This is a genomic window from Paenibacillus sp. CFBP 13594, assembly GCF_014842675.1.
Classification (GTDB): domain Bacteria; phylum Bacillota; class Bacilli; order Paenibacillales; family Paenibacillaceae; genus Paenibacillus; species Paenibacillus amylolyticus_B.
The window spans coordinates 73,030-96,904 of record NZ_JACYVQ010000007.1; the positions used below are offsets into that span (position 1 = coordinate 73,030).

The window sequence follows — 23,875 nt, forward strand, 5'->3', positions numbered from 1 at the left end:
CTTTTCTTTTTGTTTTTTCATACACATCACATATATCAGGGGGAATCAGGATCATGATGAAAAAGTGGATTAGCGGTTTGGCAGCAGTGGCAATGACATCAGTATTACTTGCAGGTTGTGGCAGCAGCACGGATGATGCAACAGGCGGATCAGGCAGTGGAGGAACCGCAGCGAACAAATTGGTTATCTCCACTTGGGGCTTCTCCGAAGATTTCTTTAATGAAGAAGTATTTGGTCCCTTTGAAAAAGAACATAATGTAGACATCGTGCTCGAAGTCGGCAATAACGCTGAACGTCTGAACAAAATCCGTCAGGGTACATCCAATGTCGATGTCATCTACCTGTCTGACTACTATGCACAACAAGGTATCGATGAAGGTCTGTTTGAGAAAATCGACCGTTCCAAAATTCCAAATGTAAATGACATTTATGATATTGCCAAAGCACCACTTGGTGAAGATTATGGCCCGGCCTACACGGTTGGACAGCTCGGTATCGCTTATAATCCGGATCTCGTATCCAAAGAAGTGACTTCATGGAGTGACCTGTGGGACCCGGCGTTCGAAGGTAACCTGACCATCCCGAATATTACGGCAACAGCAGGCCCAATGGTTGTGGATGCAGCTTCCCGTGTAGCCGGAAACGATACGTTTAATGAAGATGCGGCATTTGCTGAACTGAAAAAACTGAGCGGCAATGTGGTGAAATTCTACAGCCAAACTTCCGAGTTCGTGAACATGTTCTCCCAAGAAGAGATTGCGGGCGGACCGATCATGGAAATGTATTTCAAAGATCTGAAAGCAGCCGTGCCTAATGCAAAGTTTGTTACACCTAGCGAAGGTGCATATGCCGTGATGAACACAATCAATGTCGTGAAGGGCAGCAAAAACAAAGAACTCGCTGAAGAGTTCATCAACTGGCAGCTTAGCCAGGATGTACAAGCGAAATCTGCCAAAGCTAAAGTCGATTCCCCGGTTAACACAAAAGTTGAACTGACTGCTGAAGAAGCAGAAGGCGTAACATACGGCGCTGAAGTTGTTGAGAAGCTGAACAAGCTGGATATGGAATTTGTGAATCAACAGGTTAAAGGCTGGACAGATCGCTGGAACCGCGAGATTGCACAATAAAAACAAGTAACCGACTAAATAGTTATCTTTGATCTATATAGTTTAACTAAACTTTTTACACGAGAACGGAGAGGGCAGAAATAACGTGAAGAAGCGAAGCGTTCGCCTAAAAGCTTTCTGAAAGAAAGCTGCTTCGGAAGCATACGCTATCCCCGGATTTTCCCTTTGAAGAAGGGGATTCAAAAAAATCTGGGGATAACAGCGATCGGAAGGTTATTCTGTAATCGGAGTGGTAAGTGTAAATATTCTTTAGTTCAACTTATCATTTGCAGCAAGCAACCAATCACCATATAGGAGTTGAGAACGGATGAATGAATCGCGGAATCGCATCATTATGGATGTGGACACGGGGATTGACGATGCACTGGCAATTTTGCTGGCGGTCAAAAGCCGGAAGCTGGACATTCTCGGTATCACCACAGTCTGTGGGAACGTATCACTCCAGCAGGCAACAGAGAATACGTGCAAAATTCTTGAACTAGCGGGTGCACCTGAAATTCCGGTCATTGCCGGAGCAGCTGGACCGCTCACTCGCAAGTCGCATTATGAACACCGGGTACATGGACAGGACGGATTGGGCGGTGCGCTGCCTGATCCGGCGGTGTCCAAGCAAGCCGAGGAAGGTTTTGCGCCAGACTTTATCGTGGAGCAAGCCAAGTTGTATCCCGGCGAACTGACTCTGATCATGACCGCACCCTTAACTAACTTGGCACTCGCGCTGATGAAGTGTCCTGAATTGCCTTCTTTATTGAAGGAAGTCATCTTCATGGGTGGTGTGGTTCGCGGACATGGCAACATTACACCGACCGCCGAGTACAACACATACGCTGATCCAGAGGCGGCACGCATTGTACTGCACACAGGCATCGAGAAGCTTACCCAAGTCGGATTGGATGTAACGCGTCAAACATTGCTGAATGAAGCAACGATTGAGCGTCTCACAGATCCTGTAATTCGTGAATACGTCGCTCAGAGCACAGAGATTTATATCGACCGTTACGAACAAATGAACGGCGTCCGCGCTTGCGCTTTACATGATCCACTAGCCGTGGGCGTAGCCCTTGCCCCTGAACTGGTAGGACGCAAGTCATATTACGTCGATGTCGAAACCGCCAGCCGCTTGTGCGATGGCCAGATGGTATGCGACTTCCAAAACCGTTTGGGCGAGCAGCCCAACACCCTCGTCTGCGAAACCGTGGACGCAGAAGCGTTCCTTGAACTATTTGTCAACGCGTTAAACGCGTAGCTGCTCTGCCCCAATTAGATATTTATACGCTTGCGGAGAGTGCAGAACCGATCTGGAGAAGCGAAGCGTTCCCCTTTATCCCTCGATTTTCACCTATGAAAATCAATCAATAAATCGGGGGATAACAGGGATCGAAGGACGGTACTGCAATCGGAGTATTCAAGTATCAATCTCGAATTAAATTTACAAGTCAGGAGTATGGCGATGAAAAAATCAGTAATCTACTGGCTATTGCTGCCGGGATTCGTGTTTTTGGCGGCATTTATGATCATTCCGATTGTCCTGACGATCGGATCGACGTTTTTCCAAGAAAACTCCTTCACGTTTGAAGGATACATGCATTTTTTCAGAGACCCATACTTTTTGAAAATATTGCTTACGACGCTGCAAGTCAGCGTGGTCACCACCATTGTCTGTGTGGTGCTCGGATTCCCGACAGCTTATTATATTTCTCAGAAAGCGCCGCGCCGCAAAGGCATTTTGCTGGCACTGGCGATCTTCCCGCTGCTGACGAGCCCGGTGGTGCGCTCGTTTAGCTGGATGATCATTCTTGGACGAAAAGGGCTGATTAATAACACCCTTGTTGGTCTGGGTATCGTGGACAAGCCGCTGGATATTCTGTACACACCTGCAGCGATGATGATCGGTCTGACGCATCTGTTCCTGCCACTGATGATTATCTCCCTGGTGGGCGTGCTGGAGAACATTGACGGTGATTTGCTCAAAGCAGCGCAAAGTCTCGGCGCATCGCGCATTACGGCATTCCGCCGGGTTGTGTTCCCGCTGGCTGTGCCAGGACTTGTGATTGGAGCCGTGCTTGTCTTTGTCGGAAGCCTGACGGCGTATACCACGCCTGCCCTCCTTGGAGGCAAGCAGCGTGTAATTGCTACGTTCCTGTATCAGAACGCCATGACCCTCAACGACTGGTATCTGGCCTCGGTTGTTGCCGCGATTATGATTGTAATTACATTTGTCGTGGTCGGTGTCATGAACAAAATGGCCAAAACTTTAAATCCGAAGGGGTAGACATATGCGGGAGAAACATATCGGGCTGGGCCTGTTCAGTCTGCTGGTCTTTATCTTTCTGCTGGGCCCGCTTCTGATCATATCGGTCACTTCGTTTGAACCGGGAACGGTACTCAAATTTCCGCCGGAAGGGTTCTCCTTCCGCTGGTATGAGAATATTTTCAACACAGGCGGTTTCCTCCGCACATTCCAGACGTCCATCATCATTTCCCTGCTGGGGAACCTGTTGGCACTGGTGCTCGGAGTACCGGCTGCGTATGCACTCAGTCGTTACGATTTCAAAGGCAAGTCCGTGCTGAACGCACTGTTCCTGTCCCCGGTACTGATCCCGGGAATCGTGCTTGGTTTTACATTGATGAAATATCTGATCGTAATCTACCATCTGCCGATGTACCTTGGACTATTGATTGGTCATACGATTATCATGCTTCCATTCATTATTCGGGTTATCGCATCGAGTCTGTCGAGCTTTGACTTCGCCGTGGAAGAAGCTGCGCTGAGTCTTGGGGCGGGACGGGTAAGAACGTTCTTCACGATTGTACTTCCTAACATTCGCTCAGGCATTATCGCTGCGGTATTGATTGCCTTCCTGGAGTCGTTCAACAACGTGGATATCTCCGTGTTCATGACCGGACCAGGGGTAAGCACATTGCCGATTCAGATGCTGACGTATGTCGAGAATTACTTTGACCCAACGATTGCAGCGATTTCCGTGCTGTTAATGGTACTGACTGGACTCTTAATGTTCGTGATCGAACGGATCATGGGCGGATTTTCATACTTTACTAAACGTTAATTGGAGGCGCAGAACGCTATGGCATTGCTGACATTAGACCACGTATCCGTGGCATACGATAAGCAGACAATCCTGAAGGATTTTCAGTTGGAGCTGGAAAAAGGTAAACTGCTCTCCCTGCTCGGACCGAGCGGTTGCGGCAAAACAACTACGCTGCGCCTCATCGCCGGATTTCTGGAAGCATCACAGGGCAAGTTTATGTTCGGCGGCAAGGATTATACGAAGGTTCCGGCGAACAAGCGGAACTTCGGATTTGTATTTCAGAGTTATGCATTATTCCCACATCTGTCTGTCTATGACAACGTGGCCTTTGGCTTGCGGATGCGTAAAGTGAAAGACAAGGATATCTCTTCACGTGTAATGCGAATCCTGGAAGTTGTTAACCTGAACGGATTTGAGAAACGTTTTCCACAAGAACTGTCCGGTGGACAGCGTCAACGTGTGGCCATTGCTCGTGCCTTGGTCATTGAGCCTGACCTGCTCTTGTTCGACGAACCACTCAGTAACCTGGATGCTAACCTGCGTCTTAACATGCGGGTGGAGATTCGCCGGATTCAGCAGGAGCTGGGCATTACAACGTTGTATGTCTCTCATGACCAGGAAGAATGCTTCTCGATTTCGGATCAGGTCGCGATTATGAACAAAGGCGTGGTCGAGCAGCTCGACCGCCCGGAAACGATTTTTAAATATCCGGCAACGGAGTTTGTCGCACGATTTATCGGCTTCCATAATTTTATTGAATTCGCGGATCGCAGCGATGCAGGTGAATTCATCACATTACATGCGGGTGGACGCACATTTACAGCAACCGCGCATCCTGGAACAGCACGTCCCGGTGCACGTAAAGGTGCGATTCGCCCGGATGATCTAATCGTTAGTGGAGATACCTCTGCGGAAGTGGTGAATGCTTTGCCGGGGATTATCAAGGTCAGCACGTATCTGGGACGCAGTTATCAGTATGTGATTGAGACGGAACTGGGTGACTTTACAGCAAATCAGGAGATGGAAACACCGTACCTTAGTGGACAGCGTGTTAGCCTGATTTTCCCACAGGACAAGCTTGTACTGGTGGAGTAGCCGTGAAATGTAGGAATAGCTTGAAGAAATAAGAGCAGTAAAGAAGACATTTCATACGATGTTTCTGGACGAGGCAGTGGTACGCGATCAAGTGCAGTACATCAGATTAAAGTACAGGTTCATTGTCCAGTCCGGATCGCGGTGAAATGTTTGTGAAGAAGGAGATTATGCCCCATGCGTGCAGATCAACTAATTGTGAATGTACATGTGTATAACAGTTATTATAAACGGTTTGAGATGAATAACGTTGCTGTGTTGGACGGCAGATTCCTATATGTTGGACCCGGTGGAACGGAGATGTTTCAGGCAGACGAAGTCATTGATGCACGAGGAAGATACATGATTCCTGGCTTGATTGATATCCATCTGCATATCGAAAGTACGATGGTGACACCGGAAACCTTTTCTCATGGTCTGATTGGCTGCGGGGTAACGTCCATTGTCGCAGAACCGCATGAGATGGCAAATGTGTTCGGGCTGGAAGGTGTGCAGGAGATGATGGCTGTGAGTCGGGACACCACCGTGGATATGTTCTATGCGATCCCAAGTTCCGTTCCGGCAACCCCGATGGAGACAACAGGCGGTTCGATCGAGATTGAAGATATGGACGTGCTGCTCGCCACTGGCGAGATTATCTGTCTGGGCGAGATCATGAACTATGTCGATGTCATCCGTGATCCGGAGTGCAAGACCAACCAGATTTTACAGCATATCCGCAAAAACTATCCTGATCTGGTGATTGAAGGTCATACACCGAAACTGCTTGGACTCGATCTGCATCGACTGATCTACGCAGGTATTGATTCCGATCATACCCATCAGAGCATTGAGGGATTACAGGCGCGGATTGCAGCAGGCATGTTTATTGAAATCCAGGAGAAATCGATGACGCCTGAGGTCATGGAGTATCTGATTCAACATGATGTGGCACAGCATTTCTGCTTCGTAACGGATGATGTGATGCCGGATTCACTGGTGGAGCGTGGTCATCTGGATCATATCGTACGCAAGGCGATTCAGATGGGGATGCGTCCGGAAGATGCGATCTACGCAGCAACGTCTACCCCTGCTTCCCGTATGAAAATGACTGATCGTGGCAGTGTTGCCCCAGGCAAAGTGGCCGATTATGTTTTGTTATCCAACTTGGATGATCTCTCTATTGATCAGGTGTACAAAAACGGCCGCAAAGCTTATGACGATTACGAACCGTATAAGCAGGAACGGATTACCGGGCAGTTCCCACCTCACTTCTATAAGAGTGTACAGTTGGAGAAGCTGGGCGTAGCTGATTTTGCAATTCAGTTGTCAGATCCAAAAGTCAGTGGATCAGGTGTTGATCTCGCTGGTGAAGGTGAGTACCAATGCCGTGTCATGATGGTGAAGGATGGTTCTACTTTTGTGGAAGAACATATTGCACCGGTTCAGGCTTCGAATGGCGAATTGCGCTGGGAAGAAAGCGGATATGCACAGATTGCAACCTTTGAACGTTATGGTGTGAACGGCAATCACGCACATGGTCTGATCGGTGGAGACACCATCAAGCGTGGTGCTATTGCTACGACATATTCACACGATAATCACAACCTGCTGGTTGTGGGACGCAATCGTGAAGATATGATATTGGCAGCTAACACCGTAATTTCGAGCCAAGGCGGCTTCTGTGTGGTGGAAGACGGCAAGGTGTTGTCCCATCTGGAACTTCCCGTAGGCGGCATTTTGACGGAAGAACCACTGGCAGTGGTTTCCCATCAAGTGAAGGAGCTGAGGGCAGCCATGTTGTCTCTTGGGTATGTACATTACAACCCGATCATGTCGCTAAGTACTCACTCCCTTGCCGTAAGTCCCGCTTTGAAGATTACGGACCATGGCCTAATTGATGTGAATGCAGGTAAGGTTGTATCATTGATTGTATAAGTGGATAGAGACATCTGGTGGTCTTCTTCCGATAATTCATTAGATGATTCGTTGTTATATCGTTTGTTTGCTCCATAAGAAAAAGAAGCCCCAGTTCACTCAGGTGAGCCAGGGCTTCTTTTTCACGGATTCATATTCGTATTATCATGTTCTTGTAATTATATTAAATACGAACCCTGCTTATTTTAATTTCTCTGGATTCTTCACCTTAATGGAGACCACTTCTCCGCAGTCCAAACACACGGTATATACTCTTTCTGAACCCATCGACAATTTCTTATCCAATGGACGAAGATTGATGAAGTCGGATGCCTGTACGAAGGACGTGCCTCCACAATCGGTGCATTTCTCTATTGTAGTACTCATATGTTCATTCCACCTTTTCATGATTTTGGTTGTGATCTTTAATAAATTATATTCCAGTAACTGGGATGTGGCAATCATGGATTGTCCACGTTTACCAAATCCCTTTTGGACGAGGCATAGGATTACATATATAGTAATAAGAAGAGAATGTTTGAGACAGGAGCAGGAGGATCAGTTACAACTATGAATATAAAAAATGATGCCAAGACCATATTTTTCGACGTGGATGATACTTTATATGATCACTTACAGCCGCTTCGCGGGGCGTTGCAGGATGTTCTCGGCCTATCGGATGATTTTCCTTTTGCTGATGCCTATCACCGTTTTCGTTATTATAGTGACTGGCTGTCTGCACAAGAAGATCTGTCTGCTGTACCGGAGCCGGATGCGGTGGAGCGAATGCGCCGTCGGAGGTTTGAGTTGACGATGGAGGAGTTTGGACTCCCCCTACAATCTGGACAGGCTGAAGAACTGCAAGCTCAGTATCTGAGCAGACAGTTTGAGATTGTGCCTTTTGAAGGAGCATACGAGTTGATTAGAAGGCTTCAGGCAGAAGGCCATACCGTTGGTCTAATAACCAATGGAGAAGGAGAGCATCAGCGGCGCAAACTTGAAGCACTGGATGTGCTCAGTCTCGTGGACGAGCATCTGATCTTCATTTCCGGTACGACTGGTTATGCGAAGCCGGATCGCAGGTTGTTCGAATATGTGAGTAAGCAGTCCGGGACAGATGCCCGTTCCAGCTATTATATTGGAGACTCGTGGCGTAATGATGTGGTAGGTGCGGTCGATGCGGGGTGGACAATTATCTGGTTCAACCATCGGGAGGCGCTGCCGGAGTCCGATCATCAACCTCATTTTGTAGCATCAAGCTATGAAGAGATCAGTCGTATTCTGACTTTTGAATATGTCCGTGTTTAAGGAGATTTATGTTTTAAAGGAGCAGTCCTGTTACCGTTTTAGGTGCAGGTCTGCTTTTTGGTGTTAAAGAAGGACTTCATTTCTTACGTTATACCTTCTATAAAGGCATTAATAATGAGGTGTCTAACTCTTTGCTTTCAATTACAATGGCCATGAGTCCAGTTTCTGTTTTGGTTTCGTGCCATTCATGTGTATCCCACAGAACCGCTTCGCCACAATGAACTTTGATGTATTCATTTGCTTCGCCTCTAACCCAGCCTTCTCCATTAACGATCAAAAGGAGTTGCGGAACCACTGCTTGGTGATAACCGATTACTCCACCCTCAGGTAAGTGCATACATCCGATATGAGCTGTTTTGTCGGTCTGCGTAATACGTGACATGACGAAATTAGAATCGAATTTGGTAATCTTCTTCCCGGACTCTCGTTTAAATTGAAATATCCTCATGTTTACCTCCGCAATCGTGACTAAGTTAACTTCCTACAATAGCAACGTTCCTTATGATGGTATCATCCTACTCCAAAAAAATATGGAAACCCAATCAGATGAGTCTATCATAGCTCCAATCGTTGAGGAATAGTTTGTTTACACCTCTCATTTCGTTTAACGCCTGTGTCATCGTTTCTATGAAGCTGTACTTCATGGAATCTTCATTTATAAGACCGTGCAAAAGCCTTCCCAAACCGGATATGCAGTGTTATAATTAAAACAAGATTTAGATTAAGTCTAAATTAAAATGATGAATCAAAGCAACGCCCTTACAATCATTCAAATTCTATTTTTATATTCGAGAGGGGATAAATTCCATGAGCACAATCCAAACTAGAAACAACACTTTTGCTAACAATGCCACAGCACTTCAAGATGCCCTGAACCGTCAGATCGCAGGTTGGTCCATATTGTACACGAAACTGCATAACTTCCACTGGTATGTCCAAGGACCTCATTTCTTCACACTGCATGCCAAATTCGAAGAGTTGTACAACTTGGCTACGGCGAATATGGATGAAGTTGCAGAACGTTTGCTGGCTATTGGTGGACGTCCGGTGGCTACAATGGCTGAACAACTGCGTCTGTCTCCAATTGAAGAGGCACCAGGCCAGTTGTCTGCTGAGCGTATGGTAGAGGCAGTGGTTGCTGATCTGCGTACGATGGTGGAAGTGATTCATCAAGGTATCCACGAAGCGGGAGAAGCAGAAGATAACGCAACGGAAGATATGCTAATTGGATTCACCGCTGCGCTGGATAAAGAGGTCTGGATGTTAAACGCATTTCTGGGCAAATAAGCAAAGTCACCCTTCATCCTGACAACGATATGTAGAGTCCGTGAACAAAGTATCCGTTCGCTTACAAATCCGGTGCGCTTGCCGTATAATGATGGCATCCAAGATGTACAGAATGGTGGAATGAATGATGCGGTCAGGCCTGGAACAAATGCAGGAAGAAGCTGAACGGTTTATATATACATGTTATGAAGAGCTGGGCCATTCGCGTGAAGACGCGCAGGCCCGGCTTGCTGTCGTTATGGGTGAGATCGAAGTAACGGGTACATATGTGCATACCACAGAAGAGTTGGAGCAAGGTTGCAAAATGGCCTGGCGGAACAGCAACCGTTGCATCGGGCGGCTGTTCTGGGATAAACTGCGGATCGTGGATGCTCGTCATGCCGATACAGCAGGAGCGGCAGCGGAGGCTGTGTTGAACCACATTCATGTGGCATCCAACGGAGGCAAGGTCATTCCGATGATTACGATCCTTCCGCCGGATGGACCAAATGGAGCTCCGGTACGTCTCTGGAATCATCAGCTTATTCGATATGCAGGATATGAGACAGAGCAAGGCGTTATTGGAGATCCTGCTTCCGTGGAGCTGACCAAGGCGGCCATGTCCCTTGGCTGGCAGGGAGCAGGTGGCTCTTATGATGTGTTACCGCTCATAATTCAGGCACAAGGACAAGCGCCAGAGTGGTATGTTATACCCGAAGAAGAGATTGTGGAAGTTCTTATCGAACACCCGGAGCGTGAAGAGATTGCGGAGCTTGGCATGCGCTGGTACGGTGTGCCGATGATCGCTGATATGCGTCTGGAGATTGGTGGTATATCCTACCCGGCAGCGCCGTTTAATGGTTGGTATATGGGTACCGAGATCGGTGCCCGTAATCTGGCGGACACGTTCCGGTATAACAAGCTGCCTGCGGTGGCGGCAGCGTTTGGGTTGAATACGTCAAGTGAAACAACTTTGTGGAAGGACCGGGCGTTGGTGGAGTTGAATGTCGCTGTGCTGCATTCGTTCAAAAAAGCAGGTGTGAGCATTGTGGATCACCACACGGCGGCAGCGCAATTTGCTATGTTTGAACAGCGGGAAGAGAAGGCTGGACGTGAGCTGACCGGAGATTGGGTGTGGCTGATTCCGCCGGTATCTCCGGCGACAACGCATATTTTCCACAGCTCCTATCGCAATGAGATTGTGAAGCCGAACTTTTTCCATCAGGATCAGGCGTATACGCTGAAAGATGGCGTGGCATCTGCCGCAGAACTGCGAAGCAGTGAGCAGCAGAATGCACAGGTAGAGCATCTCCAGCCACAGGGCGGGGATGCATTGATGAAATGCCCGTTTGCACATTAAATTGTGCAGACGGGTTATTTTTTGTGATCTTTTTTTCAAAGGAAGAGCTTTAAAAATAGGAAAAAACGAAGAAGATTCTTTCTCTATATGGAAATATATAACATGCCTATAATGAGGTCATGGCTTCACATAAGGGAGGGAACAATCCATGGGTTACATTGGAACGTTGCGAGGAATGGTTGGTAATGCTCCTGTTATTTTGGTAAGACCGAGTATTTTGATCTTGAATAAGACGGGTGAGATTCTATTGGTTCGACATCTGGATGACACTTGGGGACTACCGGGTGGATTTATGGAGCTCGGCGAATCGGTGGAAGAGTCTGCAATACGAGAGGTCAGAGAAGAGATTGGGATAGAGATTAAGAAACTTCATCTGTATGGCGTCTTCTCAGGAAAAGAGTTATATACGAAATTAAGAAACGGGCATGAATACTACAATGTGGTCATTGGTTATGTTTGCACGGAGTATGAGGGAGAATTGAAGCCAGATGGGGTGGAAGTTCTTGAAGCAAAGTTTTACAAACCAACCGAATTACCTGACAGGACTGACCCTTATCTAAAAAGTAAAATCCAAGAAAATGCAGTGCACATCGCAACATTGTTAGGAAAATAATTATGCCAATGAAGGGGTGTCCTCCGTCATGTTCATGACTTGTGGGACATCTCCCTTTTGCATTTACAGTCGTCTTGTCCTGTACTGACTCCGCATCACAGCCTGAACTACAATGGCAGCAGCAATCAGCACCAGATTGAACACAAACACGGAGTAAAGCGATCCAACTTCCATAAGCAGTGCTGCAACCAGTGGGGATATAATGGAGCCGATCTCAGCCGCAGAGACAATTTTGCCTATGACGGAGCTTCGACTCTCATCGGGGATATGATCACCGATATGAGCAAAGAACGAATCCATGTAACATGCCCCGCCAACCCCTCCAATCAGCATACCAACGTAGACCCATAGATGGGAGGACGTGCTTAGAAATACAACAACTTCGATTCCAATCAGGAACATGCCGAGCATACATAGTAACAGACGATCGCCTAACCGGTCAGAGAGATAACCGACAAAGGGAGCAGCGGCAAGCGTAGAAATCCCGGATACGGTGAAGGCGAGACTGGTTGCAAAGGGGTCCCAATGCATGATGTGAGCTGCATACAGTGCAAAATAGGTGAGGAATACCGCATAGGCGCTCATCTCCAGAAAATGTACTGTACCGTAGCCGAGAAGCTGTTGACGCTGAGTGAGCTCTGTAGTTGGGCCAATCGATGTTGAGTCGGGATCTTGATTGGATTGGGAGATATCCGTACCTTGCGTATGCAGTGCATCAGAAGTTGTTGAAGGTAAAGGAGGTGCCGTCGTCTTCATCCCCATCGCAGCGACCACAGCCATCAGACAACATAATGTAACAAGCAAAAAAGGAACCGACAGGGGCCAGTGCAGCGCGAGCCAGCCACTGATGACCGGACCGAGCACCATACCGCCACCCTCACTACTGCTGATATACCCATTGTACAGTCCGCGGTTCTCCACATTGCCTCCATCTCCTATGATAGAACGCACGACCACGGTAAGCCCGGTGGAAGCGAGCCCTTGCAGCAGTCGGAGCAGGCCGAACAACACCGCAGCAGAAGACAGAGCGAAGCCACCCATGCAGACAGCGAGCAGTAACAGCATGAGGATGAGAGCACGTTTACCCCCGAGTTTCCTATAAATTGCCGCAGCAGGAATGCCACCAATCACTTTCCCCACATAAAAAAGAGCAAAAATAACCCCCATCATCCAGCCGGACAGGCCGAATTCCTCAATAAACAAAGGGAACAGAGGCAGGATCATGAATCCGCCCATCTGACTCAGGAAACAAATGGTCATCAGCAAGGGCAGGTTACGACGAATATCCAAGAGCCAAGACTCCTTTCACACATAAAATGGAATCCCAAACGTGCTTCACTTCCCAAAGGAATGCGTAGATATCGACATATACCCGTAATGTATGCAGGATTTATGAAAATAAGAAGAAATGACACGTGGTGTTTACATCAAAACCATTGCGGATATACCTGAATCATATATAATAGATGGGTTATCTATAAGGATGCTTGAACGAAAGTGTACAGAATGAAGAGGTACCTCAAGTATAAGGGGGCGATGTGAGGCATGTCAGAACAACAACCGATTATCCGCTTCGAAGCGGTGACTCAGCAATACGATCAGGATGAAGCCGTATTGAAGGCGGTCAGCTTTGAGATTGAGCGGGGTAAATTTTATACGCTTCTCGGGCCATCGGGCTGCGGGAAAACAACGATATTGCGGCTGATTGCCGGTTTTGCGGAGCCGACACAGGGCAGTATTTATTTTAACGGTGCGCTCATCAACCGAGTGCCTGCCCATCAGCGGCAGGTGAATACCGTATTTCAGGATTATGCGTTATTTCCACATTTGAATGTATTTGAGAACGTAGCCTTTGGTTTGCGGATCAAAAAGATGAAAACGGCTGAAATTCGCAGCAAAGTGTTGGAAGCCCTCAAGTTTGTCAATCTGTCCGGGTATGAAAACCGGGAAATTGGCGAAATGTCCGGCGGACAACGACAACGTGTTGCGATTGCACGTGCAATTGTGAACGAACCTGAAATTCTGCTACTGGACGAGCCGCTCTCGGCACTCGATCTGAAGCTACGGACTGAGATGCAGTACGAGCTGCGGGAGCTGCAACAGCGGTTGGGTATTACGTTTATCTTTGTTACGCATGATCAGGAAGAAGCCTTGGCGATGTCCGACGAGATTTTTGTCCTCAATGGTGGCGTGATTCAACAAAGTGGTACACCGAATGATATCTATGATGAGCCAATTAACCGCTTTGTAGCAGATTTTATCGGTGAATCGAACATTGTATCGGGCAAAATGAAGCAGGACTTTGTGGTGGAGTTTGCCGGCGCACAGCATGAGTGCGTCGATCAGGGTCTCCAGCGGGACGAGCCGGTAGAGATTGTCATTCGCCCAGAGGATCTGGAGATTACAACCGAAGACCAAGGTAAGCTCAAGGTTAACGTGGACTCCCAGTTATTCCGCGGGGTGCATTACGAGATATCCACGTACGATGATGCTGGCAATGAGTGGTTGGTTCATTCAACGAAGAAAGCCGTTGTTGGTGCGCGGATTGGACTCTATTTTGACCCAGAAGCTGTACACGTCATGCGCTTTAACGAGACCGAAGAAGAGTTCGACAAACGACTCGAAGCCTACCAAGAGGCCGCTCATGCAGACTAAGGCCAGCACACGCAATGCGTATCTGATTCCATATGTATTATGGATGGTGTTGTTTGTTGTGGCGCCGGTTCTGCTGGTCATCTATTATTCATTCTTCGATGTGGAGGGTAACTTCACGTTTGGCAACTACGCCCGGTTCTTTACACCGGTGTACTTGCAGATGACGCTCAGTTCGTTCTGGTATGCATTTCTGATTACGGCCTTCTCGTTGCTGATCTCCTACCCGACGGCGTATATGCTGACCCGGACGAAGCACAAGCAGCTGTGGTTGCTGCTGATCATTCTGCCAAGCTGGATCAATCTTTTGCTAAAAGCGTATGCCTTCATTGGCCTGTTCGGAACGTATGGTCTGACCAACTCCCTGCTTGAAGTCGTGGGTATTGGTACACAGCAGATTTTGTTCACCGACTTCAGTTTTATCTTTGTCTCGGTGTACATCTTCATTCCATTCATGATTCTGCCGATCTTCAATGCGCTGGAACAGATGAACCCATCGTTGATCTATGCGGCGCGTGATCTGGGGGCCTCATCGTGGCTAACATTCCGCCGGGTGATCTTTCCGCTGACGATTAGCGGTGTGAAATCAGGCTGTCAGGCTGTATTTATTCCTGCGCTGTCTCTGTTCATGATTACCCGCCTGATTGCGGGAAACCGTGTAATTACGCTGGGAACAGCGATTGAACAGCATTTTCTCGTCACCCAGGACTGGGGGATGGGTTCAACGATTGCCGTCTTTTTGATTATTGCGATGGCGATTATTATGTTCCTGACTGGATCAGGCAAGAAGGAGGTGCGTAATGGGAAGAAACGGAAAGCTGTCTAACGTCTATCTGGCCGTTGTATTCGCCATTCTGTACGCACCGATTGCGTATCTGATCTTCTATTCCTTCAACAGCGGCGGTCACATGCGCAGCTTCGAAGGATTCACACTTGAATGGTACAGAGAGGTGTTCGCCGATACACGGCTCCTCATCATTGTGCTGAATACATTTATCATTGCGCTCCTGTCATCAGCGATTTCAACGATCCTCGGTGTAGCAGGAGCACTGGCGATCTACCATGTGCGTCGCAAACGGACCAAGAACACGTTGCTGTCACTTAATAACGTGCTGATCGTTAGTCCGGATGTCATCATTGGTGCGTCATTCCTGATTTTGTTCACCATGATTGGTATCAAACTGGGCTTCACTTCGGTGCTGCTGTCTCATATTGCATTCAGTGTGCCCATTGTCGTGATCATGGTGCTACCAAAGCTGCAGGAGATGAGTCCAACACTGATGGATGCGGCACGCGATCTGGGCGCTGGTTCATGGCAGATTCTGACGCGTGTGGTGCTGCCATACGTGAAACCAGGTATTTTTGCCGGATTTTTCATGGCCTTGACGTACTCGCTCGATGATTTTGCAGTAACATTCTTTGTCACGGGTAATGGATACTCCACACTCTCGGTAGAGATATACTCCAGAGCAAGGCAGGGCGTTTCGTTATCTATCAATGCTTTGTCTACCCTGTTATTCCTGCTCACGGTGCTGCTGGTAGTCGGATATTACTTCATTAACCGCCGTGCAACACGGATACCTCCCGGAGGAAAGGGGCTGCGACCATGAAGCAACTGGTACGGACATTTGCGCTTGTTTTTGTGGCCGCGTTTGCCCTGATGATCCTGGCTTCGTATCTGAACAAGAGTCAGGGGTATTCTGGCGGCAACACACTGACTATCTATAACTGGGGCGATTATATCGACCCGGATCTGCTCAAGGAGTTTGAGGACGAGACAGGCATTAAGGTCATCTATCAGACGTTTGATTCCAATGAAGCCATGCTGACCAAAATTGAGCAGGGCGGAACCACGTTTGATGTGGCGATTCCTTCTGAATATGCGATTAGCAAAATGAAAGAAGAAGACCTGCTCGTTCCACTCGATCATAGCAAATTAACCCATCTGGATAACATTGATCCACGGTTCATGGACTTGTCCTTTGATGAAGGCAACAAGTATTCCATCCCGTATTTCTGGGGAACGGTGGGGGTTGTGTACAATCCTGAGCTGGTGGATGGATTAACGTTTGATAGCTGGAACGACCTGTGGGACCCGCGTCTGAAAAACCAAATCCTGCTCCTTGATGGCGCACGCGAAGTCATTGGGATGGGATTGAACAGTCTCGGATATTCCCTGAACGATACCAACGAAGACCATTTGCAAGAAGCGCTGAAGAAGCTGTCTACATTGACGCCAAACGTCAGAGCAATTGTCGGAGACGAGATCAAGATGTTGCTCGCGAATGAGGAAGCAGCCGTTGGGCTCGTATGGTCCGGGGATGCGTCCGAGATTATGGATGAGAACGACAAGCTGGATTATATGGTGCCGGAAGAAGGCTCGAACCTCTGGTTCGATAACATGGTTATTCCGAAGACGGCGAGTAATATTGAAGGGGCACATCAGTTTATCAACTTCATGCTGGACCCGGACCATGCGGCCCGGAATGCGGAGTATGTCGGGTATTCCACGCCAAACGCCGAGGCGCTTAAACTGCTGCCAGAGGACATCTCGGAGGATGAGCGCTTTTATCCAGACGAGGCACTGACAGGCAAGCTGGAGGTTTACGATAATCTGGGCAAAAAAATGCTCTCGCATTATAACGACCTGTTCCTGGAGTTTAAAATGCATAGCAAATAACCGCCAATAACGTGTGCACAGTTCGTTAGATTTGCAAAAAAAGACAAAAAGGGTTGCTGCTCGTCATTTCAATTGAATGACGAGCAGCAACCCTTTTTTATTACCTGCTTTGGAGCAATAGCGTAGGTTATGTTTTTTTCGTGCACACGTTAACGGAGGGGACAGAACAAACGAAGGAAGCAAAGCGTTCGCCTTTATCACCGGATTTCCCATTTCAGATGGGATTCAAAAAAATCCGGGGATAACAGCGATCCGAAGTTGTTCTGTCACCGCAGTGATCAAGTGGAAACGAATAAAGGGTTACATACGCTTTTTGCGACCCACCATGATCCACGCCCCACCCATAATCAGCACAATCGCTACAAAAGGCTGGATAAAGCTCAAGCTACTTAACATCGTGCCAATCGACATCACAGCGAAGAACAGCAACGATATCACCGTTAGAATGTTGATGGGGATCAGCAACCATTTGTTCCGACCACCGAACCAATACAATTCGAACAAACCAACAGCTACAGCCAGAATGAAGCCCGGCCACATCGTACCCCAGTTGTTAAACAGCATGGCGATCTGACAGACGATACCAACCGTGAGTAGCAACCCACCAGGAACCAGAAGTCCAACCCCTCTGCCAATCATGGAGAAGTAGAGCCAGTGGAAGAACAGTCCTAGTGGAATCACGAATAACGTGGGCCAGAAGGTCGCAAAGATCGTACCCGGACCGAGTGAACCTCCCTGGTTCAGAATCAGGTACACGCCCAGCAAAATGAGAACAGGCGCAAAGATCGTACGTTTAGCCATAATATCTCTCCTTCTCAATACAAAATCAATTTTCCGAACGGCTGTATGTAGAGCAATTACTTTCGTTATTCACAGCATACCATGAACTGGAAAAGTCTATCCTCCGTCTTTGGAGTTAAAGTTTACCTAGACCAAAGTCTAGGTAAGCATTTTGGGCAAATACCTCTCTGTAGATGAGTGTATAGTTGAACAGGCTAAAAACCCACTCTGTTGAGAGTGGGTTCTGTCATTCTTTTTATCAAAAATGAAGCTTATTATTTCATCACATCCGAATGTTTCTTGCCCCAGCTGTTCACGCCGTCATCCTCAATAATGGAGATGGCAGCGTCGGCGATGTCGGGGTTTGTCATCAGTTTCTCCTGAATACGGAACTTGATGTCATCTGCATCGGCGAGGCTGAGTCCTTTGGTCAGTTCAATCAGACCTTCCACATGATAATAACGGCCTTCCTGAATGATACGCATCATCTGAATATCGGCAACGTGTGTGTCTGCCAGAATGGTTTGGGACACTTTGTCCTCAATATCCTGCGGAGCCGCAACACCGATCAATCCGATCATATTATCGTAACCGACACGGAAGGCTACAGCGATCATCAAACATCCAATAATCGTGGTTACAATGCCATCAAGCAGTGCAAAATTGGTCAAGGCAATGACCACGACAGAGATCAATGCGAGCGTGGCACCCAGTACAGCGACAACATCCTCGTAGAATACGAGACGGGTTGGCGGCGCAGCACGGCCTACATTTTTGATCGCAGCAGGGACCAAGGCAAATCCGGCGGCTTTGGGTGCCCGTGCTTCTTTTAGGATTTCCTTCATCGCTTTGATCAGAATGGCTCCGTCAATGACAATGTTCAGAACAAGTACTCCGATATTAATCCAGAGACCGCCGGTATGACCAACAGGATGCTGCAACAGATGGATGCCTTCATGGATCGTTTCATACGCCATAATGGTAACAACAATCACGGCGATCATGCAGAAAATGTTAATGACCCGTCCGAATCCGGTCGGGAAGCGGCGTGTAGGTTTTTTCTCGGACAACACACTTCCGACAAAGACAAACCCTTGGTTAATGGCATCAGCGAGTGAATGCATCGCCGAAGCGAACATGGCACCACTGCCACTGAATAGGAAGGCTCCCCCTTTGCACACAGCAAGAACAGCATTACCAGCCATCGCTACGGCGGAGGATGTGTTTCCTTTTTTGACGAGAGACATAAAGCTCTCAGACTTCGGTTGTTCAGCCACTTCGTATGTTCCTCCCAGATCAATGTATTAGGTGTAGAAAAGGCAGTTTATCTATACAGCATGTGCATTTCCACTAAATGTTATTATAACCGCTTTGACATATCCCAGCATTATGCAAAAAAGGTCATATCATCATGCGCATTTCAGTACTCGATGGCCTCCAAGGCACGTAAATTCCGATTGGACTGTTCCAATAGTTCCGTAAACGTCCCAGCGACATAATATACAAAATCCGGATCATGTATGTACATAATAATCTGCCCGTACGTACCTTCTTCTGTCGGATCAAAGTCGAACATCAGATACAGTGATCCACCTCCGAGCATGCCAAACGTAACCCATTTTTTCTGAAAAAGGTAGGGTTTGATTCGGGGATCCAGTTCTCCGATCTCTTCTTCGGTAAAATAATCATCCATGCGGTTCTCCACCAGCGTGGATTGCTCCTTTTGAATCCTTTCCAGGGACAACAGATAAAATGGCTCAGTTTCCCGTCCGTCCTCAAGGCTTGGATACAAGACGTGAAAGCCATAACCGCTCCCATCTTTACGTTTATAAAACGCACGAAAATCAGCAGGCAAACGAATGCCATGTTCCCGCTCGAATGCGTCAAGCTGCTCATCCGTCACACCTTCAAACTGGCGATATGCCTCCAGAAGCTCCCGGTTTTCCTCATCTTGTACCTTCTCTTCTAGTAAAACATCAAGTTCATCCATCAATTCATATATACGCTGTTCTGGCATGCAATTCCCTCCCTATGAACTATTCAGATAATATGGTGACTGTTATACGAGCAAACTGTGCCTGATTTCACCTCATATTATAGTTATAATCCGAAAAAGCACACAAGAAACCGGAGTCCTTGCTTACATACTACAATGGTCTCATTATTTAAAGGCGGTTGTTGCATAATCAGCACACCCGGCTCCATCCCAATCAACATCTACAATCTTCATGAAAGTCGCTCCTAACAACAAATAAAGCGTGGTTTACAGGGGCAATCCCTGTAAACCACGCTTACTTATTTATCAACTATATAAATGAAACTAGCTTTTTACATGAAAACGTAGAGGACAGAAAAAACCTGAAGAAGCGAAGTGTTCGCCTAAAAGCTTTCTGCAAGAAAGCTACATCGGAAGCATACGCTTATCCCCAGATTTTCACCTTTATATAAAGTAAATAAAAAAATCTGGGGATAACAGCGATCGGAAGGTTGTTCTGTCATCGGAGTAGCGAGTGTTAATATTCTTATTTCATTTCACATCGTCCTCTTTAATCAAACTTCCAACAGGACAAGCTCAGGTTGCCATACTGATAGGCTTTGAACAGGAGCGATGCCCGCTTGTTCTGATCACCTGCGCCCATGGCGAGTAACAGCGGTACAAAATGCTCCGGGGTAGGCACGGCCGCTTGAGCTGAAGGTGCCAGTTTATCATAGGAGAAGAGAGACTCCGTATCCCAACTCACCAGCTTGTCATGCAGCCAGTTGTCGAACTCCGATGCCCACGGGTCAACGCCGTTACTTTCCCAGTTCAATCGACGCAGATTGTGGACGGTTCCGCCGCTGCCAATGACGAGAATGTCTTGCTCACGCAAGGAAGCGAGTGCCTGTCCGACCTGATATTGCTGCTCACCTGTCAGATAGCGATTCACAGACAGAGCAACCACGGGGATATCCGCATCCGGGTAGAGCAGGCGCAGAACGACCCATGCGCCATGATCCAGGCCACGGACGTCATCTGTCTGTACCGCAATCCCGGCTTCTGCAAATAAACGCTCCACCTCGGCTGTGGTCTCTGCCTGTCCTTGAGCCGGATACTTGATCTGATACAGCTCGGGCTGGAAACCGCCGAAATCATAAATGGTCTCATAGTTGGCTACCGAGGATACAAGCTGAGTTGTGGATTCCCAGTGAGCAGAGAACAACACGATTGCTTTGGGTTTTGGCAGTTCCCGTCCAAGTTTCTGCAAGAATTCGGTGTACGCATTCTCCTCCAGTGCCAGTGATGGGGCACCGTGAGCAACAAACAGGGATGGCATCATTTTGAATTCAGTCCTTTCGGGTCTTCGGTAGTCAGATTTGCATCCGTCCGAAGCCATTGTTGGAATTGTTGATATAGATCGGGGGTCACTTGATGCCCACCGTTGTAAGGTACATATGTGACGTGATTCGTATGTTGACGGAAGAAATTGGCGTTATCTTCGCCCAGTTGCAGCGGGAATAGATGATCCTGATCCCCATGTGAGATGAACACAGACAGCTCCGAATCGGGTTGCAGCTTGTACTCGTCTTTCACAAATTGCGGGATGTACCCACTCATCGCTACTATGCCTTTAATGGCCTCTCCCATGATCAGTGATAGGGTCATTGCCATAATGGCGCCCTGGCTGAATCCGGCGATGTAACGCCGCGTGGGATCAATCGCATATTGGGCAGACAGATCAACAATCAACTGTTGCAGTCCCTGCACGGAGGCATCATATAATTCACGGATGGGATTTCCAATGCTTTTGATCTGAAAATAAGCATAACCTCCACCCTGAACGATAGGTCCACGGATGGCAACAATAATAAAATCAGACTGAAGGGGCTCCATCAAACGAAGCATATCCTGTTCATCCGATCCCATGCCATGTAAGGCGAAAATCACAGGATAACGTTGATCTGGATTGTAATGAGACGGTAATCGGACTTCATGTATATAAGGAGAATTCATTGAAAACACCACCTGATGAGGAATGAGTTAATATATCGTTCTGACAATAAAGTTCACCAATATGAAATAATTATTCTTATTTATGAACAAAATTTATCATGGTTTCATTGTAGGGTCAATACTTTTTTTGTATGATGAATATATGTTGTTTATAAAAAAAAGTTAAAAACAGTTAATAGATAAGCCGCTGCGCATGGTTCATATTTTATTCCCAAGGACGTGATCAGGATGTTAAAAAGTATCGTGCCTATTTTGAGAATATTTGATGAAAATAAAGCTAGAGAGTTCTACCTTGAATATCTAGGGTTTCAATTGGATTGGGAACATCGCTTTGAACCGGATATGCCCTTATATATGCAGGTTTCGCTCGATTCCATCGTGATTCATTTATCCGAACATCATGGAGATTGTACACCTGGAGCTGCCTTGCGCGTGGAAACTGATAACTTGGATACATTCCATGGTGTACTTCGTCAGAAAGAGTACAAAAATGCGAGACCTGGTATAGAGGAGACCCCTTGGCAATCAAGAGAAATGACCGTGACAGATCCGTTTGGTAATCGGATTATATTTGTTGAGGCAAGCGCCGAATAGACAACCTGAAGTAGCTAAGCTTACGTCTGGTGTCTTATATAGATCAATAGAAGGGGAGGGACGCAATATGGATATTGGCTTGGCTATTCGTACGATCCGCAAACAGAAACAGATTACGATCATGCAGATGTGCGAGGGCACGGGGTTGTCCAAAGGTTTTATCAGCAACGTAGAAAATAACAAAACGTCACCTTCCATTGCTACGCTTGAAAGTATTGCGGATTATCTGGAAGTGCCACTTCCTTATTTGCTGCTGACACCAGAGCAACGGATGAACGTGGTACGCAAGAACGAGCGCAAAGAAACAACGGCCGGAAGCGGACAGATCAAAGTGCAGCAGCTTACAGCCAAAGGTGCGATGCGTATGTCCATTGTGGAGTTGCCGCCAGGTGCATCGACCGGGGTAAGCAAACATGCCGGGGAGGAAAGCCATCTGGTGTTGCAAGGCAAGATTCGTGCGGAGCAATGCGAAGATGTGGAAGTTCTTGAAGTGGGTGATTCGTTTACCTGGAATGCAATAGTGCCTCATGAAGTGACCAATATCGGTGAGGAGCCTGCGGTGGTACTCATTGCGGTGTCCAAAGAATTGGGTTTGGATCATTTATAGAATAAAAAAGGACGGCTCCCAAGTTATGAACATGCGAACCTGCATACATGTACAATGGGAAACGTCCTTTTATATTTCTAACGAACTGAAAAGATCAGAAGCATACTGTCTATTGTGGATTAGTCGTCCAGATGCCTGCTGCTTTGACAAAGACACGGTCGGACAGCTTGAGCGTTGCGAGTGCAAGTTCAGCTACATCTTCGGCTTGCATCATGCGATCTTCGTCGCCAATTTTCAGTCCGGCATTGGTCGCAAGCTCCGTATTAACGGTGCTTGGAGTCAGTGCGGTCACACGAATGTTGGACTTGCGCACTTCCTGCATCAGAGATTCGGTCATGCCGAGTAGCGCAAACTTGGATGCACAGTATGCCGAACCTGTAGCGAATCCGCGTTCACCTGCAGTGGAAGCAATATTGATAATGCTGCCGCTACTTTCCTTGATCATGCTTGGAAGGACAGCGCGTGTAACGTAATATGTACCCATAACGTTAACATGCAGAATGCGCTCCCACTCTTCGGGCTCCATCTCCATGAACGTCCCGAACTTTCCGATCCCCGCATTATTGATAAGAATATCCACCGCGCCGAGTTCCATCTCAATGGCTGCTACAGCGGCTTCCGCCTGTGTGCGATCCGAGATATCTGCCACAGCACTGGTTACTTTCACACCGTATTCTTGACTAAGAGACTGCTGCAGAGCCTGAAGATCGGAAGCGGTGCGAGCGATAAGGCCGAGGTGTACTCCTTCTTTGGCAAGTGCTTCAGCGATGGCACGACCGATGCCTTTACCGGCACCTGTAATGATAGCTGTTTTATTTTTAAGTTCCATGTGGATAATTCCTCCTTAGAATTGGACTGG

General features: G+C 47.5%; 25 protein-coding genes. 16 read left to right on the top strand and 9 right to left on the bottom strand.

Annotated elements, in window-relative coordinates; translation table 11 throughout:
* Positions 1–56 precede the first annotated feature (56 nt).
* The 6 genes from IFU39_RS21970 (at position 57) to IFU39_RS21995 (ending at position 7,186) form a co-directional block, all read left to right on the top strand.
* The gene (locus tag IFU39_RS21970; RefSeq protein ID WP_036613093.1) at positions 57–1,127 is read left to right on the top strand and encodes an ABC transporter substrate-binding protein; all 1,071 of its coding nucleotides are present in this window, start codon (positions 57–59) and stop codon (positions 1,125–1,127) included.
* Between the two features lie 307 nt (positions 1,128–1,434).
* Complete coding sequence (locus tag IFU39_RS21975; protein ID WP_192134854.1) at positions 1,435–2,373, top strand: nucleoside hydrolase; 939 nt, start codon at positions 1,435–1,437, stop codon at positions 2,371–2,373.
* 204 nt (positions 2,374–2,577) lie between these two features.
* Positions 2,578–3,399 (top strand): ABC transporter permease, encoded by an 822-nt coding sequence (locus tag IFU39_RS21980; protein ID WP_036612869.1) that lies wholly within the window; start codon positions 2,578–2,580, stop codon positions 3,397–3,399.
* 4 nt (positions 3,400–3,403) lie between these two features.
* On the top strand, positions 3,404–4,195 hold the full coding sequence (locus IFU39_RS21985) for an ABC transporter permease (protein ID WP_017691790.1): 792 nt from the start codon (positions 3,404–3,406) through the stop codon (positions 4,193–4,195).
* Positions 4,196–4,213: 18 nt separating this feature from the next.
* Complete coding sequence (locus tag IFU39_RS21990) at positions 4,214–5,272, top strand: ABC transporter ATP-binding protein (RefSeq protein ID WP_192134855.1); 1,059 nt, start codon at positions 4,214–4,216, stop codon at positions 5,270–5,272.
* A 174-nt stretch (positions 5,273–5,446) separates the two neighbouring features.
* Positions 5,447–7,186, top strand: a complete 1,740-nt coding sequence (locus IFU39_RS21995; protein ID WP_192134856.1) for an adenine deaminase — start codon at positions 5,447–5,449, stop codon at positions 7,184–7,186.
* A gap of 180 nt (positions 7,187–7,366) precedes the next feature.
* On the opposite strand, the gene IFU39_RS22000 is transcribed toward IFU39_RS21995, so the two are convergent.
* Positions 7,367–7,552: a hypothetical protein gene (locus IFU39_RS22000; RefSeq protein ID WP_149846837.1), complete on the bottom strand. Its 186-nt coding sequence runs from the start codon at positions 7,550–7,552 to the stop codon at positions 7,367–7,369.
* A 183-nt stretch (positions 7,553–7,735) separates the two neighbouring features.
* Between IFU39_RS22000 and IFU39_RS22005 the strand changes: the two genes are divergently transcribed.
* Positions 7,736–8,473, top strand: coding sequence for an HAD family hydrolase (locus IFU39_RS22005; RefSeq protein ID WP_192134857.1), 738 nt, complete (start codon positions 7,736–7,738; stop codon positions 8,471–8,473).
* Between the two features lie 97 nt (positions 8,474–8,570).
* On the opposite strand, the gene IFU39_RS22010 is transcribed toward IFU39_RS22005, so the two are convergent.
* Entirely contained in the window at positions 8,571–8,921 is a 351-nt protein-coding gene (locus IFU39_RS22010; protein WP_192134858.1) for a cupin, read from the bottom strand.
* Positions 8,922–9,280: 359 nt separating this feature from the next.
* Here IFU39_RS22010 and IFU39_RS22015 point away from each other — a divergent pair, with 359 nt between their 5' ends.
* The 3 genes from IFU39_RS22015 (at position 9,281) to IFU39_RS22025 (ending at position 11,712) form a co-directional block, all read left to right on the top strand.
* Entirely contained in the window at positions 9,281–9,760 is a 480-nt protein-coding gene (locus IFU39_RS22015) for a Dps family protein (RefSeq protein ID WP_192134859.1), read from the top strand.
* Positions 9,761–9,887: 127 nt separating this feature from the next.
* Positions 9,888–11,099, top strand: a complete 1,212-nt coding sequence (locus tag IFU39_RS22020; RefSeq protein WP_192135124.1) for a nitric oxide synthase oxygenase — start codon at positions 9,888–9,890, stop codon at positions 11,097–11,099.
* Between the two features lie 148 nt (positions 11,100–11,247).
* The gene (locus IFU39_RS22025; RefSeq protein WP_192134860.1) at positions 11,248–11,712 is read left to right on the top strand and encodes an NUDIX hydrolase; all 465 of its coding nucleotides are present in this window, start codon (positions 11,248–11,250) and stop codon (positions 11,710–11,712) included.
* Between the two features lie 63 nt (positions 11,713–11,775).
* Here IFU39_RS22025 and IFU39_RS22030 read toward each other — a convergent pair whose 3' ends face one another.
* Positions 11,776–13,002 (bottom strand): MFS transporter, encoded by a 1,227-nt coding sequence (locus IFU39_RS22030; RefSeq protein WP_192134862.1) that lies wholly within the window; start codon positions 13,000–13,002, stop codon positions 11,776–11,778.
* Positions 13,003–13,257: 255 nt separating this feature from the next.
* Between IFU39_RS22030 and IFU39_RS22035 the strand changes: the two genes are divergently transcribed.
* Genes IFU39_RS22035 through IFU39_RS22050 form a run of 4 tightly spaced genes read left to right on the top strand, consistent with a single transcriptional unit; the run spans position 13,258 to position 17,044 of the window.
* Positions 13,258–14,367 carry an ABC transporter ATP-binding protein gene (locus tag IFU39_RS22035; RefSeq protein ID WP_036612848.1) on the top strand — a complete coding sequence of 370 codons (1,110 nt, stop codon included), beginning with the start codon at positions 13,258–13,260 and terminating at the stop codon, positions 14,365–14,367.
* Positions 14,357–15,190, top strand: coding sequence for an ABC transporter permease (locus IFU39_RS22040; protein WP_091012714.1), 834 nt, complete (start codon positions 14,357–14,359; stop codon positions 15,188–15,190). Before IFU39_RS22035 ends, IFU39_RS22040 begins: the two co-directional genes overlap by 11 nt.
* Positions 15,165–15,974, top strand: coding sequence for an ABC transporter permease (locus tag IFU39_RS22045; protein WP_062836831.1), 810 nt, complete (start codon positions 15,165–15,167; stop codon positions 15,972–15,974). Before IFU39_RS22040 ends, IFU39_RS22045 begins: the two co-directional genes overlap by 26 nt.
* Positions 15,971–17,044, top strand: a complete 1,074-nt coding sequence (locus tag IFU39_RS22050) for an ABC transporter substrate-binding protein (RefSeq protein WP_105600247.1) — start codon at positions 15,971–15,973, stop codon at positions 17,042–17,044. The genes IFU39_RS22045 and IFU39_RS22050 overlap by 4 nt, the downstream gene beginning before the upstream one ends.
* A 300-nt stretch (positions 17,045–17,344) precedes the next feature.
* Here the strand turns inward: IFU39_RS22050 and IFU39_RS22055 are convergent, their stop codons facing one another.
* From IFU39_RS22055 to IFU39_RS22075, 5 genes are all read right to left on the bottom strand, one after another.
* Positions 17,345–17,845: a hypothetical protein gene (locus IFU39_RS22055; protein ID WP_149846833.1), complete on the bottom strand. Its 501-nt coding sequence runs from the start codon at positions 17,843–17,845 to the stop codon at positions 17,345–17,347.
* Between the two features lie 254 nt (positions 17,846–18,099).
* Complete coding sequence (locus IFU39_RS22060; RefSeq protein ID WP_192134864.1) at positions 18,100–19,101, bottom strand: cation diffusion facilitator family transporter; 1,002 nt, start codon at positions 19,099–19,101, stop codon at positions 18,100–18,102.
* A gap of 143 nt (positions 19,102–19,244) precedes the next feature.
* Entirely contained in the window at positions 19,245–19,841 is a 597-nt protein-coding gene (locus IFU39_RS22065; RefSeq protein ID WP_192134866.1) for an SMI1/KNR4 family protein, read from the bottom strand.
* A gap of 529 nt (positions 19,842–20,370) precedes the next feature.
* Positions 20,371–21,141 carry a DODA-type extradiol aromatic ring-opening family dioxygenase gene (locus tag IFU39_RS22070; RefSeq protein WP_192134868.1) on the bottom strand — a complete coding sequence of 257 codons (771 nt, stop codon included), beginning with the start codon at positions 21,139–21,141 and terminating at the stop codon, positions 20,371–20,373.
* Positions 21,138–21,815, bottom strand: coding sequence for an alpha/beta hydrolase (locus IFU39_RS22075; protein ID WP_192134870.1), 678 nt, complete (start codon positions 21,813–21,815; stop codon positions 21,138–21,140). Before IFU39_RS22075 ends, IFU39_RS22070 begins: the two co-directional genes overlap by 4 nt.
* 228 nt (positions 21,816–22,043) lie before the next feature.
* Here IFU39_RS22075 and IFU39_RS22080 point away from each other — a divergent pair, with 228 nt between their 5' ends.
* A complete protein-coding gene (locus IFU39_RS22080) occupies positions 22,044–22,409 on the top strand; it encodes a glyoxalase superfamily protein (RefSeq protein ID WP_192134872.1) in 366 nt (121 codons plus the stop codon).
* 67 nt (positions 22,410–22,476) lie between these two features.
* Positions 22,477–23,016 carry a helix-turn-helix domain-containing protein gene (locus IFU39_RS22085; protein ID WP_017691808.1) on the top strand — a complete coding sequence of 180 codons (540 nt, stop codon included), beginning with the start codon at positions 22,477–22,479 and terminating at the stop codon, positions 23,014–23,016.
* A 109-nt stretch (positions 23,017–23,125) separates the two neighbouring features.
* Here the strand turns inward: IFU39_RS22085 and IFU39_RS22090 are convergent, their stop codons facing one another.
* Positions 23,126–23,845 carry a 3-ketoacyl-ACP reductase gene (locus tag IFU39_RS22090; RefSeq protein ID WP_017691809.1) on the bottom strand — a complete coding sequence of 240 codons (720 nt, stop codon included), beginning with the start codon at positions 23,843–23,845 and terminating at the stop codon, positions 23,126–23,128.
* Positions 23,846–23,875 lie beyond the last annotated feature (30 nt).

What these genes read in the sequence shown, in the direction of transcription:
- IFU39_RS21970 (WP_036613093.1), top strand. Translation starts at nt 57, where the DNA reads ATGAAAAAGTGGATTAGCGGTTTGGCAGCAGTGGCAATGACATCAGTA.
- IFU39_RS21975 (WP_192134854.1), top strand. Translation starts at nt 1,435, where the DNA reads ATGAATGAATCGCGGAATCGCATCATTATGGATGTGGACACGGGGATT.
- IFU39_RS21980 (WP_036612869.1), top strand. Translation starts at nt 2,578, where the DNA reads ATGAAAAAATCAGTAATCTACTGGCTATTGCTGCCGGGATTCGTGTTT.
- IFU39_RS21985 (WP_017691790.1), top strand. Translation starts at nt 3,404, where the DNA reads ATGCGGGAGAAACATATCGGGCTGGGCCTGTTCAGTCTGCTGGTCTTT.
- IFU39_RS21990 (WP_192134855.1), top strand. Translation starts at nt 4,214, where the DNA reads ATGGCATTGCTGACATTAGACCACGTATCCGTGGCATACGATAAGCAG.
- IFU39_RS21995 (WP_192134856.1), top strand. Translation starts at nt 5,447, where the DNA reads ATGCGTGCAGATCAACTAATTGTGAATGTACATGTGTATAACAGTTAT.
- IFU39_RS22000 (WP_149846837.1), bottom strand. Translation starts at nt 7,552, where the DNA reads ATGAGTACTACAATAGAGAAATGCACCGATTGTGGAGGCACGTCCTTC.
- IFU39_RS22005 (WP_192134857.1), top strand. Translation starts at nt 7,736, where the DNA reads ATGAATATAAAAAATGATGCCAAGACCATATTTTTCGACGTGGATGAT.
- IFU39_RS22010 (WP_192134858.1), bottom strand. Translation starts at nt 8,921, where the DNA reads ATGAGGATATTTCAATTTAAACGAGAGTCCGGGAAGAAGATTACCAAA.
- IFU39_RS22015 (WP_192134859.1), top strand. Translation starts at nt 9,281, where the DNA reads ATGAGCACAATCCAAACTAGAAACAACACTTTTGCTAACAATGCCACA.
- IFU39_RS22020 (WP_192135124.1), top strand. Translation starts at nt 9,888, where the DNA reads ATGCGGTCAGGCCTGGAACAAATGCAGGAAGAAGCTGAACGGTTTATA.
- IFU39_RS22025 (WP_192134860.1), top strand. Translation starts at nt 11,248, where the DNA reads ATGGGTTACATTGGAACGTTGCGAGGAATGGTTGGTAATGCTCCTGTT.
- IFU39_RS22035 (WP_036612848.1), top strand. Translation starts at nt 13,258, where the DNA reads ATGTCAGAACAACAACCGATTATCCGCTTCGAAGCGGTGACTCAGCAA.
- IFU39_RS22040 (WP_091012714.1), top strand. Translation starts at nt 14,357, where the DNA reads ATGCAGACTAAGGCCAGCACACGCAATGCGTATCTGATTCCATATGTA.
- IFU39_RS22045 (WP_062836831.1), top strand. Translation starts at nt 15,165, where the DNA reads ATGGGAAGAAACGGAAAGCTGTCTAACGTCTATCTGGCCGTTGTATTC.
- IFU39_RS22050 (WP_105600247.1), top strand. Translation starts at nt 15,971, where the DNA reads ATGAAGCAACTGGTACGGACATTTGCGCTTGTTTTTGTGGCCGCGTTT.
- IFU39_RS22055 (WP_149846833.1), bottom strand. Translation starts at nt 17,845, where the DNA reads ATGGCTAAACGTACGATCTTTGCGCCTGTTCTCATTTTGCTGGGCGTG.
- IFU39_RS22065 (WP_192134866.1), bottom strand. Translation starts at nt 19,841, where the DNA reads ATGCCAGAACAGCGTATATATGAATTGATGGATGAACTTGATGTTTTA.
- IFU39_RS22070 (WP_192134868.1), bottom strand. Translation starts at nt 21,141, where the DNA reads ATGATGCCATCCCTGTTTGTTGCTCACGGTGCCCCATCACTGGCACTG.
- IFU39_RS22075 (WP_192134870.1), bottom strand. Translation starts at nt 21,815, where the DNA reads ATGAATTCTCCTTATATACATGAAGTCCGATTACCGTCTCATTACAAT.
- IFU39_RS22080 (WP_192134872.1), top strand. Translation starts at nt 22,044, where the DNA reads ATGTTAAAAAGTATCGTGCCTATTTTGAGAATATTTGATGAAAATAAA.
- IFU39_RS22085 (WP_017691808.1), top strand. Translation starts at nt 22,477, where the DNA reads ATGGATATTGGCTTGGCTATTCGTACGATCCGCAAACAGAAACAGATT.
- IFU39_RS22090 (WP_017691809.1), bottom strand. Translation starts at nt 23,845, where the DNA reads ATGGAACTTAAAAATAAAACAGCTATCATTACAGGTGCCGGTAAAGGC.